This window comes from Chondromyces apiculatus DSM 436 (assembly GCF_000601485.1).
GTDB classification, from domain to species: domain Bacteria; phylum Myxococcota_A; class Polyangia; order Polyangiales; family Polyangiaceae; genus Chondromyces; species Chondromyces apiculatus.
The window spans coordinates 1-13,948 of the sequence record NZ_ASRX01000111.1; the positions used below are offsets into that span (position 1 = coordinate 1).

Below are 13,948 nucleotides of genomic sequence, written 5' to 3' on the forward strand. Positions count from 1 at the left end.
CGCGCCCGCCACCGCGCCCGCCACCGCGCCCTCGCCAGCGCCTCCCGCCCTGGCGCCTTCCTCGCCGTGCTCCTGCAGCAGGCGCACCGCGCGATCGATCAGCGCTCCCACCGGGATCCGCACCTCGATCTCCGCCCTGCCCGTGGCCACCGCCACCGGCGCCCCACCCAGCATCGCCCGGATCGAGAGCGCGCAACGCGCTGCCCGCGCCGCCAGATCGGTCGGCGCCCCCACGCCCCGCAGCACCACCACCACCGTCCCGTCGGGGAGCCGTTCGAGCTGTCCCCCGTGCCGGTCGGCCACCGCGCAGAGCGCCCGCTCCCGCAGCGCGGGCTCCGCGAACGTCACGGGCGTGTCCTTGGCCGACGGAGCCCCGCTCGGGCGCTCGACCACGCTTCCTGCGCTCCCTGCGCTCCCTGCGCTCGCTGCGCTTCCTGCGCTCGCCGCGCTCCACGCGCCTCCCTCGCGCACCAGCACCAGCGAGAGGAGCCGCCGCTCTCCGCAGGTGATCTCCCGCCGCCCTGCGGACAGGGGCATGGGGCATGGCAACAGGCTCACCGCCGCCAGGTCGCTGAGGGGCCCGAGCGCCGCGAGCCCTGCGGTCACGGCTTCGGCGCTGCTCGGGCGTCCCTCGCGCGACTTCGAGAGCATCCGCATCACCAGCGCCTCGAAGGCGGGCGGCACCTCGGGCCGCAGGTCGCGGAGGCGCGGCGGCTCGTCGAGGAGCACCCGCAGCATCACCCCGAGGGCATGATCGGCCATGAAGGGCGTCACGCCGGTGAGGCACCGGAACAGCACGCACCCCAGCGCGAACACGTCCGCCCGCGCGTCCAGGTCACGTTCGCTCCGCGCCTGCTCCGGCGCCATGTACCCCGGCGTCCCCAGCACCGCTCCGGTCTGCGTCAGCGTCGCCGCGCCGTTCACGTGCGCGATGCCGAAGTCCACCAGCACCGGCCGCTCCAGGGAGCCCTCGGCCAGCACCACGTTGCTCGGCTTCAGGTCCCGGTGCACCACGCCTGCCTTGTGCACCGCGCCGAGCGCGCTCGCGAGCTGCGACCCCATCGCCGCGCTCTCCGCGATCCCCAGCGGTCCCCGCAACAGCCGCGCCCCGAGCGTCTCCCCCTCCAGCCACTCCATCACCAGGTACGGCTCGCCGTCGCCGGCCATCCCGTGGGCGACGTGTTTCACCACGCCGGCGTGCTGCACTCCTGCGAGCGCCTGGACCTCCCGCGCGAAGCGCGCCGCCATGTGCGGCTCCGGCTTGCCCAGCAACTTGAGCGCCACGCGCGCCCCGGAGCGCCGATCGAGGGCCTCGTACACCCTCCCCATCCCGCCCTCTCCGGCGAGACGCAGCGGCTCGAACCGGCCGTCGACAAGAGAAAACTGCCGCATCTGGGGCAACCCAGTATTGGCGCCGCTCCGGCCTCCGTCGAGCCGCGAGATACCCGGTTGTGACGGCGATCTCCGCTAAGATTGCCCGGGCTGAAACCTTGTGGCCCGGCCGCTGTCCAACCGCTCTCCCATGCCCATCCGCCGCCGCCCCTGGCGCTCCTTCGCGCCCCCGCTCGCGCCCCCGATGGCGCTCGTCGCCCTCGCGCTCCTCTCCGCGTGCTTCCCGGGTGCGTCCCGGCCTCCCGTCGTCCCGCTCCGGGGACGGCTCGCCCCCGACGTGCCGAGGATCTCCGCGCTTCGAGGCACGTCCGGGCCGCTCCGCGTCGCCTTCGCCACGCCCCAGGGCGAGACCGATCAGGTCACCGAGGTGAGCTTCGTCTTCAGCAAACCGATGCGCGCCCTCGGCCTCGGTCCCCAGGAGCCGCTGCTGCCCATCGTGATGACGCCGGAAGCGGAGGGGAGCTGGCAGTGGGTCGGCTCGACGGCCCTCCGCTTCAACGCCCGCACCCCGCTCGTCTCCGCCACCCCGTACCGCGTCGAGATCCCCGCCGGCATTCGCGCGCTCGATGGCGACACCCTCGCCGAGCCCTTCACGCTCTCGTTCTCCACCCCTCGCCCCGCCTTCGTGGGCAGCACGCCCGACCGCGGCGCCACCGGCGTCACCCCGGCGGCGCCCATCGCCCTGCACTTCACCCAGCCCATCGACCGTGAGGCGCTGACCCGCGCCGTCACCGTGCGCGCCGCGGGAGGTGCCTCCATCCCCTTCGACCTCGCGCCCGACCCCGCGGACGCGAAGACCCCACCCGACCGCACCCGCCACAGCCTCGTCCCCCGCAGCCCCTTGCCGCTCGGCACCGCGATCCAGGTGCACCTCGACCCCTCCCTGCAGGGCAGCCTCGGCCCGCTTCCCCTCGGCAAGGCCGTGGACCTCTCCTTCCGCACCGCCGATCCCTTCGTCGTCACCTCCTGGAGCTGCTCTCCGCATCCCCTCACGAAGGGCGCCTGCGACCCGCTGGACGCCACCGTGACCCTCAAGCTCTCGAACCCGGCCCCCCCGGACGACGTCACCGCCGCCATCGTGGCCGAGCCCCGCGCCAAGCTCGACGTGACGCCGCTCGCCTACGACGAAGGGGGCTACACCGAGTACGCCATCCGCGCCGACATCCAGCCCGGGAGCAAGCTCCGCCTCCGCCTCCGCGCCCGTCCAGCGGGCCGCAAGCTCGCCGACGTGCACAGCCAGGCCCTCGCCGCCGACGCCACCACCGAGAAGCACTTCGGCGACTACGCCCCCGAAGTCTACTTCTCCACGGGCGGTGGCACCTACTGGAGCACGACCACGCCGAAGCGGATCCCGGTGAGCGCCCTCAACGTCGTCGACGTCAAGGTCACCGCGGCGCCCATGACCCTGCCCGACGTCCTCGCCTGGCTCGCCGATACCAGGCACTCCATCCGCGTCGCCGATCCCGCGCGCAGCTTCACCGCCCCCCTCGGCGCGCACAACGAGTCCCACAGGTCCTGGGCGTCCCTCGACGACCTCCTCGGCCAGACCGGCACCTTCGGTCCCATCGTCGCCCGGGCCCGCTGGACCGCGGATCCCGCCCTGTACCCGGCGCCTGGGCCTGCACCGGGCAGCGACGCGGCGAGCAGGGATGCGGCGGACAGCGAGGAGACCCCTTCTTCTCCCCGCGAGCGCGTCTACCAGCTCACGGACCTCGGCGCCGTCTCCCGCGTCGGTCTCGGGGGTGCAGCGCTGTGGGTCACCCGCCTCTCCAGCGGCGCGCCCGTCGCTCAGGCCGCGGTGCAAGCCTTCGCCGTCCGCCGGGGCGACCCCCCGCCCAGCGCGCCCTTTGCCACCGTCACCACCGACGCCAGCGGCCTCGCCTCGATTCCCTTCCGCACGTCGCCCGCGGCCGCAGGCAGCGCGCCCGCCGAGCTGCCCCCCGGCGCCACCCTCGCCCTCGTGGTGCGCAGCGACAAGGACTGGATCTTCCAGGACATCGGCGCTCCAGCGCGCCCCGTCCCCGTGGGCATGCTCTTCGACGAGCGCGGCATCTACCGCCCCGGAGAGCGTGTCCACCTCAAGGGCATGGTCCGCGTCCCCGGTCCCGGTGGCCTCCTCACGCCGCGTGGCCGTCAGGTCGAGGTCAAGGTCCGCGACGCGCGCCGCGACGAGATCGGCTCCTGGAAGCTGCCCCTCACCGCCCACGGGACGTTCCACGTGGCCCTCACCCTCCGCGACGACGCGCCGCTCGGCCACTACGCCAGCGAGGTCACCCTCGACGGCGTCAGCGCCGCATACAACCACTTCCGCGTCGACGAGTACCGTCCCATCGACGCGACGGCTCACGCCACGTTCGACGCCCCCGAGTACCGGCGCGGCGACACGGTCACCTGCACCGCCGCCGGCCGCTACCTTCGCGGCGCGCCCATGGCCGGCTCCGAGGCCCTCCTCACCCTCCGGCGCACCTGGGGCAACCACACCATCCCTGGCCTGGAAGGGTTCACCATCGACGATCCCGACGGTGCCCCTCCGACCCACGGCGTCGCCGCCACCCGCATCGAGCTCGACGCGAGCGGCACCCGCACCCTCGCGGCTCCGCTCACCTTTCCTGGCCAGACCAGCGCCCAGTCCATCGTGTGCGAGGTCGAGGTTCGCGATCACAACCGCCAGACCTACGAGGCCTCCTCCTCGGCCACCGTCCACCCGGCCGAGTTCTACGTCGCCCTCGCCCAGCAGCCCGGGCGGGTCTTTCGCCCCGGCGTGGCGTTCACCCAGCAGCTCCTCGTGGTCACCCCCGAAGGCGCCCGCCGGAGCCGCCCCGTGCACCTCGATTTCGTCCGCCGCACCCCGGCTCCGAAGGACACCTCCAGGGACACCCTCCTCACCACCTGCGACGTCACGCCTGGTCTCGCGCCTGCTTCCTGCAAGCTCACCCCGCCCGCGGGCAGGCCCGTCGAGGGCGAGCGCCTCGTCGTGCGCGCGACGGTCACCGACGACCAGGGCCACGTCCACATCGCCTCGTACTCCTTGCCCTTCGAGCTTCCCCCGAAGCCTGCGGCGCCCTCGCCTCCGCCGCGCCCTTCCGAGCCACCCCCGCCCCGGCTCACCGTGGCGCTCGACCACGAGCAAGTCGCGGGCAAGACGGCGCGCCTCACCGTCACCTCACCCTACGGCACGCCCGCCCAGGCCCTGCTCACCGTCGAGCGCGAAGGCATCCTCGACCGGCGCCTGATCACCTTGCCCCCGCACGCCGCCGGACCTCTGTCGCTCGACCTCCCCATCACCGAGGCGATGATCCCCAACGCCGAGATCCACCTCGTGGCCATCTCCGGCGACAGCTCCGAGCACACCGACGCCTGGTTCTCGGTCGCCGCGGCCCCGCGCCTGCTCAAGGTCGACCTCCGTCCCTCGTGCTCCAAGTGCGCGCCCGGCGACGCCGTGGATCTCGACGTGGCCGTCAAGGATGCCGCCGGTCACCCCGTGCGCGGCGCCGAGGTCACCCTGTGGGGCGCCGACGAGGCCTCCCTGAAGGTCGCCCGCTACCGCACCCCCGACCCCGAGCCCGATCTCTTCAGGCACCGCCGGGTCCTCACCCAGGGGGACGACGTGCGTCAGTCCCTGGTCCGCTTCTGGGGCAGGAGCCACCGCACCCGTGCCCCTCAGGTCCGCATGGGCGCCACCTCCGTCACCGATCCGCGGGCCGACTTCCGCCAGACTGTCCTCTTCGAGCCCGGCCTCCTCACCGACGCCGAGGGCCGCGTCCGGCGGCGGGTCCGCCTCCCCGACGGCCTCACCGAGTACCGCTTCATGGCCCTCGCCGTCGCCGACGACGACCGCGCCGGCTCCGTCGCGGCCTCGCTCACCACCAGCAAAGCCCTCATGGCCCGCGCCCAGCTCCCCCGCGTCATCCGGGCTGGCGACGAGTTCGAGGCCTCCGTCGTCGTCTCCACCGAGAAGCTCCCCCGCGCCGACGTCACCGTCACCGCGCGCGCCGAGGGCCTCGTCCCCCTCGGACCCGCGCGCCGCGCCGCCACCATCGACCCGGGCCTCTCGCGCGAGGTGCGCTTCCCGTTCCGCGCCACCCGCGCGGGCAAGGCGCGCCTCACCGTCGACGCCTCCGCCAGCCTTCCCGGCGCGAGCGACGCCATGGTGCTCACGAAGCCCGTGGTGACCCCGACCCTCCTGGAGACCGCCGCGCTCCACGGGGACACCGCGACCGCCATCGGCGAGCAGCTCGGCGCGCTCTCCGACGTCCGCGACGATCTCGGCGGCCTCACCCTGGTCCTCGCCTCCACACCCCTCGCCGGCCTCGCCAGCGGCATCGAGCAGCTCCTCGAGTACCCCTACGGCTGCACCGAGCAGACCGTGAGCCGGATGGTTCCTCTCCTTGCCCTGCGCGACCTCGCGCGTGACCTCGGCATTGCTCTCCCGGAGGGCAACCTCGGCGAGCCCTCCGCCCCGCGCCCGCCCACGGGAGCCCTCGCCGAGGCCCTCTCCCAGGCGGTCACCCGCGTCGCCAACCACCAGCGCCGCGACGGCGGCTTCGGCTACTGGGCCCACTCCAGCGCGAGCAACCCCTGGCTCACCGCCTACACCCGCTTCGCCCTCGGGGAGGCGAAGCGCCGCGGCGTCCCCGTCCCCGCCCGGGTCCTCGACGACGCGATGGTCTACCTCAACGCTCGCCTCGCGCCGCGTCCAGACGCGCCAGACGCGCCAGACGCGCCAGACGCGCCAGATACCGAGACGCGCACGGAGGACGCCCTCGTCATCGAGGCCCTCACCCTCGACATCCTGGCCATCGAGGGCGCCCCCGAGGCCGTCCTCGCGCGCCCCCCGCTCGCCGCCCGTGTCCAGGCCCTCCTCGCCGCGCGAGCACGCCTCCCGCTCGCCGCCCGCGCGCTCCTCCTGCATGCCGTCGCCACCGGGAAGGGAGATCCTGCGATCCTCGCCTCCCTCGTCCGCGATCTCGAAGCGGGTGCCCGCATCGACGGAGGCCTCGCCCGCGTCGTGGGGAGCAGCGCTGGCCTCTCGCCGGCCCTCCTCGACTCCGACACGCGCACCACCGCCTTGACCCTGCGCGCCTTCAGCGTGGCCGCGCCCGAGCACCCCCTCCTCGCGCGCCTTGCCTTCGGTCTCCTCGCCGATCGCCAGGGCGGACGCTTCCGCACCACCCACGACGCCGCCTGGGCCCTCCTCGCCCTCGACGCCTACCGCAAGGCGCACCCCCCTGCCTCGACGCCGTTCGCGGCCCGCGTCTTCCTCGGCGACGGCCTCCTCGCCGAGGCCAGCTTCGGCGCTCCGGGCGCCCCTCTCGCCGCGAAGACCACCCTGGCCATGGACCGCCTCCTCCCCCGCGCCTCCTCGCCCCTCGTCTTCGCCCCCGAGAGCACCTCCTCCGCCGGCGGCAACCCCCGCCTGCACTACGAGGCCACCCTCCGCTTCGCCCGCCGCGCGCTCCCCATCGCGCCGATCGAGGCTGGCTTCTTCGTGCAGAAGACCTTCCGGTCCGTCGCGTCTCCCCTCGCTCCCCGCGTCTCCCCCGCCGACAACCCCACCTTCCGCGCTGGCGACATCGTCCTCTGCGAGGTCGAGCTGGTCACGCCCTCTCCGCGCCACGGGGTCATCGTCGAGGACCCTCTCCCCGGCGGCCTCGAACCCCTCAACCCCGAGCTCGGCGCGAGCGGCGGCCTGCACCGTTACCTCGCCCACGACAACGCCAGCCACCGCGAGATGCGCGACGACCGCGCCGTCTGGGTGGTCGACGAGCTGCGCGCGGGCATCAGCCACTTCCGCTACCTCGCGCGCGCCATCACCCCCGGCACCTTTGTCACGCCCCCCACCCGCGTCGAGGAAATGTACGCACCCGACACCTTCGGCAGCACCGCCGCAGGGACCGTGAAGATCGCCGCGCCCTGATCTGTAGGCGCTGTCGGCGCTGTCGGCGCTGTCGGCGCTGTCGGCGCTGTCGGCGCTGTCGGCGCTGGCGGCGCTGGCGGCGCTGGCGGCGCTGGCGACGCGCGCGGTGGGGTGTCTGTGGAGCATCCCAGCAGCGTGCGCGGTGCATGTCGTTCGCGCGCTCACGGCGCGCGCCGTCATGCACCGGGCGAAGAACCTGAACGTCAAAAGAAGCGTTCGCCGCGAGCGCGGTTGACGCGTTCTTCTGTAGCTTCTTCCACTCGCCGCAAAAGGCACGCGGATCATCCGGGCGCCTTCTGCGGCAGAGATACCCCTTGGATGAGAAACGAGGATAGGAAAGATATGAGCGAAGTATCCCTCATCGGTATGGGAGCAATGGGCTCGGCATTCGCTCGGGCACTGCTCCGCGGTGGCGCAGGTGTCACGGTGTGGAACCGGACGCGCGCGAAGGCCGATCTCTTCGCCGGGGCAGGGGCCTTCGTCGCCCCGAGCGTGGCCGCTGCGGTGGGCGCGAGCCCGGTGGTGGTGGTGTGCATCAGCGACTACGTGGCGACCCGCGAGAGGCTGGACACGGAGGAGGTCAGGGCCGTGCTGGCCGGCAAGATCCTGGTGCAGCTCACCACGGGCAGCCCGCAAGACGCGCGGGAGCTGGAGGCCTGGGCGGGCGCGCAAGGGGCCGACTACCTCGACGGCGCCGTCATGGCGACGCCGAACCAGATCGGGAGGCGGGACGCGCCGATCTTCCTGTCGGGGTCGGAGACCGCGTTCCGTCAGAGCGAGCGCGTGCTCGACCTCATCGCCGGGAAGCTGATGTTCATGGGGAGCCGCGTCGGGGCGGCCTCCGCGTGGGATCTGGCCGTGCTTTCGTACATCTTCGGGGCGATGCTCGGCTGTTTCCACGGGGTGCGCGTGTGCGAGCAGGAAGACCTCCGGATCGACCTCTTCAACAACATGATCGGCGACATCGGGCCGGTCATCGGCGAGATGGTGATGGGCGAGGCCCAGGCCATCCAGGAGGGCGCGTACGGCGCGCCCGAGAGCGCCCTGAAGACCTGCGCCGCGTCGTCCGAGGTGATGCTGAGGCACGCCCGCGAATCGGGCATCAACAGTGAGTTCCCGGCGTTCCTGGCGGGGCTCCTCCGCAAGGGCGTGGCCACAGGGCTCGGCGAGGAGAGGCTCGCCACGATCATCAAGGTGCTGCGGCAGTGAGCCCCAGGGCCGCGTGGGGGGGACGCCGCCCGGGACTACGCGCCCTTCTTGAACGGCTTCGGCACCCTGTCGCCTCCCTGTTGCTGGAGCATCCAGCCCGGGTACTCCCGCGGCAGCGCCGACACGGCGTCGAGCTTGGCCATCTCGTCTGCGCTCAGCGTGAGCTCGGTCGCGGCGATGTTGTCGTCGAGCTGCTCCATGCGCTTCGCGCCGATGATGACGCTCGTGACGAAGGGCTTCGCGAGCACCCACGCGAGCGCGACGCGCGCCACGGAGGCGTCGTGCGCGGCGGCGACCTCGCGCATCGCGGCGACGCAGGCCCAGGCGCGGTCCTTGTCCACCGGGGGGAAGTCGAAGCTCGCCCGCCGCGAGCCCTCTTCTTCCTTGGCGCCGGGGCCGAACTTGCCGGAGAGGAGGCCGCCAGCGAGCGGGGACCAGACGAGGAGGCCGACGCCCTCGGACTCCATCATCGGCACGATCTCGCGCTCCAGGTCCCGGCCGGCGATGGAGTAGTAGGCCTGCACGGTCTCGAAGCGCGCCCAGCCGCGGTGCTCGGCGATCCCCACGGCCTTCGTCATCTTCCAGGCCGACCAGTTGGAGCAGCCGACGTAGCGGACCAGGCCCTCGCGCACCAGGTCGTCGAGCGCCCGCACCGTCTCCTCGACCGGGGTGATCCGATCGTCGGCGTGGATCTGGTAGAGGTCCACGTGGTCGAGGGAGAGCCGCTCCAGGCTGCGCTTGATGCCGTCCATGATGTGCCCGCGCGAGGCCCCGCGGTCGTTCGGGCCCTTGCCCGTGGAGCCGTAGACCTTGGTGGCGATCACCACGTCGGAGCGCTTCACGCCGAGGTTCTTGAGCGACTGCCCGAGGATCGTCTCGGCCTTGCCTTCGGAGTACACGTCGGCGGTGTCGATGAAGTTGATGCCCGCCTCCAGGGAGCGGCGCACGAGGTCGTCGGCGACGTCCTGGCCGAGCTGGCCGACCACCTTCCAGAACCCTTCGCCGCCGAAGGTCATGGTGCCGAGGCACAGCTCGGACACGTAGAGACCCGTCCTGCCAAGTCGATGGTAACGCATGAAATGTCTCTCCTTACCCGGTCACTCGAGGATGTAACTCTCCGGCTTCACCTGCACCTGGAGGTCGCGCGGCGGGGCGTCGAAGTAGAGGTACACCTCCTGCTCCGCCTGCTCTCCCAGGAAGTCGATGGTGATCTCGCGCTGCCCCTGCTTCCCCTCGGGGAGCTGGTAGGTGACCTGCGCCTTGAAGGCCTGGAGCGTCTTGCGGCCCTGGTTCTTGACCTTCACGGGCAGGATGTACTGGCCCTGCACCTGGCTCACCTGGTCGAGCAGCGGCGTGATCTCCACGGGCACGTGGGGCGGGCGCTCGCGCACGAGCTGCACCACGAGGAAGCCTGCCACCGCGAGGACGATGGCGGTGCTCACCCCCATGGTCACCCACTCGGCGAGCTTGCGCCCTGGCCGGCGCATGGTCCGGCCACCCGAGGGCTCTTCCCGCCCGCTCATATCGCCAGCCTCCCGGCAGCGCCGCCGACCACCCCGACCAGGCTGAGCGCCACCACCGCCTTGAGGGTGATGACGGGGTGGCTCATGACCTCGGGCAAGCCGATGAGGGAGAGGAGCAGGAGCGACACGAGCAAGGTCACCGCGTACGCCATGAGGCATTCCATGGCGGGGTGCTGGAACACGCTCGACACGTACACCTCTTGCTCGCCGAAGCCGGAAGCGTAGAGGATGAGGTAGCAGAGCAGGAGCGAGACGCCCATCACCACGAGGTGCTGCCAGGCAGGGAGGCGGGTGGCGATCAGGAGGATCTCCTCGGTGGGCGCGACGTTGTACGCGAAGAGCAGCGCACCTCCGAGGGTCGCCCCCACGTCCTTGAGGTCCGCCTTGAGCTGGCGCGCCTCCGCGCCCTCCAGGGCCTTCCGGGGATCGCGCTTCTTGCCAGTCCGTGCCCGGGACGTCTCACCGCCAGCACGGGGCGCCGCGTCGCGCTTCGCCTCGCGGTCCTTGTCACCGCTCTTGTCGCCGCCCTTGTCGTCGTCGTCGCCGCCGCCCTCGTCGTCACCCGTCCGTGATTTGTTGCGCACGTGGATGTTGGCGAAGGTCACCCCGAGGCTGACGGGGCCGGCCTCCACCAGCACCTTGCCCAGAATCTCGCCAGCGTCCATGGAGAAGGTCACCTCGCGGATGAGCACCAGGATGACCAGGGACATCACCAGCCCGAGGGCGACCGCGGAGACCGACTCGGACGCGGCCTCGGCCACGCTGTGCTCCTTGCGGAAGCCGGCGAAGTAGCTGGCCACGGCGTTCGAGAGGAGCATGACGCCCAGGAAGACGAGCTGGTGCCGCGGGGAGACCCTCATCCCGTGCCACCACATCTCCATGGTGAAGAGCAGCGGCATGCCGACCAGAGAGCCAGCGGCGATGCCCCGCAGGAGGTCCTTGCCCTCCTGGCGCCAGCCGTTCGGATCCTGGTCCTCATCGGGTTCTGGCGAAGCGCCGGACGTCTCGTCGGCTCCTCGGGAGGTGTCGGGCGAGGGACCGGCGGGCGCGAGTCTCTCTTCGGGTAGGGACGGCGTACGGTGCTCCTTCAGGGAGATGGCGGGCTCTGGGCCACGGCGCAGGGGTCTACATCTTCAGCACGGCGCCGTGTACCCAGCCGCTGGCCTGGGTGGGGGTGTCGAGGGTGCGGACCCGGAACCAGGTCCCGCCCGCGGCCGTGGTGGAGTTCGTCACCTCCACCGTGGCGCCCTGGGGCAGGAACACCACCATGTCGCCGTTGAAGTCTGGCTTGTTCCGGAGCACCGCGCGCGGCTGCCCCTCGGGCAGGGTGACCACGGCGCGCACGGTCTTGGTACCCGAGGAGGAGGTGGATCCGCCGGGGGAGCCGGCCCCCTCGGTGATCACGGGGGGCATCGCCTCTCCGGGCAGGGCGGTGCGCTTCTCCTCCTCCGCAGGCCTGCCGGTCTCCGCATCCTCCGTGGTGCCCTGAGCGGCGCCGCCACCGAACTGCCCCCGGCTGTACAGGATGACGGCCGCACAGAGGGCAGCACTCACCACGGCGAGCGCGCAGATGACGAGGATCGGCTTGAGCGACCCCTGTCGCGTGGGGGGAGGGGGGGAGACCTGCACGAGAGGGGCCGGGGGCGCAAGGGCAGCGGGGAGAGGGTCCAGCGGGCCCGGGATGACCGGTCCGCCGTTCGCCGGATGCTGCGCGCTCGGGTCCTCGGGATCGAAGCCGTCTTCGTTTCCGGTGCTGTGTCTCGTTGCCGGGTCGGACATGCCCGCTCCTTGCTCTGCGCCGCTGCGCGCGGGCCATTGTACACGCGGCACCCCAGGATCCGTCCTTACTCTGGTGTAGCCTCTCCCCCCATGACCATCGACATCCGCCTCGTCGGGCCGGAGCAGCACGCCGAGTTCGTACAGCCTCTTCTCACGGCCTTCGGCCTCCCCGTCAACCCGGAGGCCGCGCAGCGCACCCAGCAGATCGAAGAGCTGACCCACCGCTTCGCGGCCTACGAGGAGGACAAGACCGTCGGCTGCGCGGGGACCTTCTCCTTCACCATGACCGTGCCGGGAGGCGAGGTGCCCACCGCCGGGCTCACCATGGTCGGCGTGGTGCCGACCCGCCGGCGCCGCGGCATCATGACCGCGCTCCTGCGCACGCACCTCGATCAGGCGCGCGCGGACAAGCAGCCGGTGAGCGCGCTCTGGGCCACCGAGCCGCCCATCTACACCCGCTTTGGCTACGGACTCGGCTCCATGGGATGCAGCACCTCGATCGAGGGCAACCGCGCGCGCTTCTCGCCCGAGCTGCCGCGCGTCGGCAGCACGCGCATCGTCACCGAGGAGGAGGCCCTCTCCCTCCTCCCGGACGTCTACGAGCGCGCGCGCCGGGGCCAGGCCGGGATGCTCACCCGCTCCACGTCGTGGTGGAAGTACCGGACCCTGGTGGACACCGAGAAGGGGCCGTCGCCCCTGTGCCGGGTGGTGCTGGAGATCGAGGGGCGCCCGGAGGCGTACGCCATCTACAGGTTCATGCACCGCTGGGACAGCGGGATGATCCCGGCCGGCAACCTGCAGGTCCAGGAGGCGATCGGTACGAGCTCGCTCGCGACCCGGTTGATGTGGCGTTACCTCTTCGAGATCGATCTCGTGCAGCGCGTCGAGGCGGTCCACCTGCCGCCCGATCACCCCCTGCTCCACAGCCTCACCGAGCCGCGGCGCCTCCGGATCAATCAGTACGACGCGGTGTGGGTGCGCATCCTCGACGTCCCGGCGGCGCTGGCGTCGCGCTCGTGGGGCAGCATCGACACGGTGGTCCTCGACATCACCGACCCGCTCTACCCCTCGAACACGGGCCGCTTCCGCATCGACGGGGCCTCTGGCCTGTGCGTGCGCACCGAGCGCCCCGCCACCCTCCGCATCGACATCGGCACGCTGGGCACCCTGTGGATGGGCGCCGCGACGGTCCGCCGCCTCGCCGACGCCGGGCGCGTCGAGGAGCTGCAGGAAGGCGCCATCGATCGCGCCGACGCCCTGTTCCGCTCCTCCCGCGCTCCCTGGTGCCCGGCCATCTTCTAGCACCGCGCCTCGGGGTGGTGAGGCACCTGGCCTGTCCCCGGGGGGCTCGGGTAGATTCCCGCCGCCATCAACCCGAGGAGGACCCGAGCATGAGCCACCCCATCAAGACCGAGAGCGTTCGCATCGCCGTCGGCGACGGCACCACCATGGGTGCCCACGTCGCCAGGCCGGAGGGCGCGGAGAAGCGCCCGGGTGTCCTCCTCCTGCAGGAGGTCTTCGGCGTGAACGAGCACATGCGCGACGTGGCCGGCCGGATCGCGGCCGAGGGATACGTGGTGATCGCTCCGGACCTGTTCCACCGCGCCCAGCCCGGGTTCATCGGTCGCTACGACGACATCCAGGCCGCCATCAAGGTCGCGAGCACCTACACCTCCGAGCACAGCAAGGCCGACCTCGAAGCGTCACTCGCCCACCTCGGCGGCATGGACGGCGTCGTGGGAGATCGCCTGGCAGCGCTCGGCTTCTGCATGGGCGGCAAGCTCGCGTTCACGGCCGGCGCCCTCGCCCCGCTCCGCGCCGCCGTGAGCTTCTACGGGGGCGGGATCTACCCGGACAAGATCGATCTGGTGCCCAGGCTCACGGGGCACGTCCTCTTCTTCTGGGCGGGCAAGGATCACTACATCCCCATCGAGTCGCACCAGGCGGTGATCGCGGAGATGCGCCGCCTTGAGAAGCCGTTCACCAGCGTCGAGGTCTCGCACGTGAACCACGGCTTCTTCTGCAACGCGCGCGGCGATTACGACGCTGCCGTCGCCGCCCAGGCGTGGGCGCTCACCAAGGCCTTCCTGAAGGCGCACCTCGAGGGCTGATCGCAGCAGGCGACAGG

At 72.1% G+C, this 13,948-nt stretch carries 9 protein-coding genes; 4 read left to right on the plus strand and 5 right to left on the minus strand.

Annotation, left to right across the window (positions count from 1 at the left end; genetic code table 11):
• On the minus strand, positions 1-1,392 hold a 1,392-nt coding region (locus CAP_RS55480; RefSeq protein ID WP_044251330.1), incomplete at its 3' end, for a serine/threonine-protein kinase.
• Between the two features lie 130 nt (positions 1,393-1,522).
• Here CAP_RS55480 and CAP_RS40940 point away from each other — a divergent pair.
• Positions 1,523-7,309 (plus strand): Ig-like domain-containing alpha-2-macroglobulin family protein, encoded by a 5,787-nt coding sequence (locus CAP_RS40940; RefSeq protein ID WP_044251333.1) that lies wholly within the window; start codon positions 1,523-1,525, stop codon positions 7,307-7,309.
• Between the two features lie 342 nt (positions 7,310-7,651).
• Positions 7,652-8,518 (plus strand): NAD(P)-dependent oxidoreductase, encoded by an 867-nt coding sequence (locus CAP_RS40950; RefSeq protein WP_044251338.1) that lies wholly within the window; start codon positions 7,652-7,654, stop codon positions 8,516-8,518.
• A gap of 35 nt (positions 8,519-8,553) precedes the next feature.
• Here CAP_RS40950 and CAP_RS40955 read toward each other — a convergent pair whose 3' ends face one another.
• The 4 genes from CAP_RS40955 to CAP_RS40970 all read right to left on the minus strand — a co-directional run bounded on the left by CAP_RS40955 (position 8,554) and on the right by CAP_RS40970 (position 11,820).
• Positions 8,554-9,594 carry an aldo/keto reductase gene (locus CAP_RS40955; protein ID WP_044251340.1) on the minus strand — a complete coding sequence of 347 codons (1,041 nt, stop codon included), beginning with the start codon at positions 9,592-9,594 and terminating at the stop codon, positions 8,554-8,556.
• Between the two features lie 21 nt (positions 9,595-9,615).
• Entirely contained in the window at positions 9,616-10,041 is a 426-nt protein-coding gene (locus tag CAP_RS40960; RefSeq protein ID WP_044251343.1) for a hypothetical protein, read from the minus strand.
• Positions 10,038-10,940: a DUF2391 family protein gene (locus CAP_RS40965; RefSeq protein ID WP_044251346.1), complete on the minus strand. Its 903-nt coding sequence runs from the start codon at positions 10,938-10,940 to the stop codon at positions 10,038-10,040. The genes CAP_RS40960 and CAP_RS40965 overlap by 4 nt, the downstream gene beginning before the upstream one ends.
• 226 nt (positions 10,941-11,166) lie before the next feature.
• Positions 11,167-11,820 carry an SH3 domain-containing protein gene (locus tag CAP_RS40970; protein WP_044251349.1) on the minus strand — a complete coding sequence of 218 codons (654 nt, stop codon included), beginning with the start codon at positions 11,818-11,820 and terminating at the stop codon, positions 11,167-11,169.
• 90 nt (positions 11,821-11,910) lie between these two features.
• On the opposite strand from CAP_RS40970, the gene CAP_RS40975 reads away from it, so the two are divergent.
• Together CAP_RS40975 and CAP_RS40980 are read left to right on the plus strand one after the other, a co-directional pair.
• Entirely contained in the window at positions 11,911-13,122 is a 1,212-nt protein-coding gene (locus tag CAP_RS40975; RefSeq protein ID WP_044251351.1) for a GNAT family N-acetyltransferase, read from the plus strand.
• A gap of 89 nt (positions 13,123-13,211) precedes the next feature.
• Positions 13,212-13,931, plus strand: a complete 720-nt coding sequence (locus tag CAP_RS40980; protein WP_044251353.1) for a dienelactone hydrolase family protein — start codon at positions 13,212-13,214, stop codon at positions 13,929-13,931.
• The last annotated feature ends 17 nt before the right edge of the window (positions 13,932-13,948 follow it).

Excerpts from the sequence above, each read along its gene's own strand:
- CAP_RS40940 (WP_044251333.1), top strand. The coding sequence starts at position 1,523 with ATGCCCATCCGCCGCCGCCCCTGGCGCTCCTTCGCGCCCCCGCTCGCG.
- CAP_RS40950 (WP_044251338.1), top strand. The coding sequence starts at position 7,652 with ATGAGCGAAGTATCCCTCATCGGTATGGGAGCAATGGGCTCGGCATTC.
- CAP_RS40955 (WP_044251340.1), bottom strand. The coding sequence starts at position 9,594 with ATGCGTTACCATCGACTTGGCAGGACGGGTCTCTACGTGTCCGAGCTG.
- CAP_RS40960 (WP_044251343.1), bottom strand. The coding sequence starts at position 10,041 with ATGAGCGGGCGGGAAGAGCCCTCGGGTGGCCGGACCATGCGCCGGCCA.
- CAP_RS40965 (WP_044251346.1), bottom strand. The coding sequence starts at position 10,940 with ATGCCGCTGCTCTTCACCATGGAGATGTGGTGGCACGGGATGAGGGTC.
- CAP_RS40970 (WP_044251349.1), bottom strand. The coding sequence starts at position 11,820 with ATGTCCGACCCGGCAACGAGACACAGCACCGGAAACGAAGACGGCTTC.
- CAP_RS40975 (WP_044251351.1), top strand. The coding sequence starts at position 11,911 with ATGACCATCGACATCCGCCTCGTCGGGCCGGAGCAGCACGCCGAGTTC.
- CAP_RS40980 (WP_044251353.1), top strand. The coding sequence starts at position 13,212 with ATGAGCCACCCCATCAAGACCGAGAGCGTTCGCATCGCCGTCGGCGAC.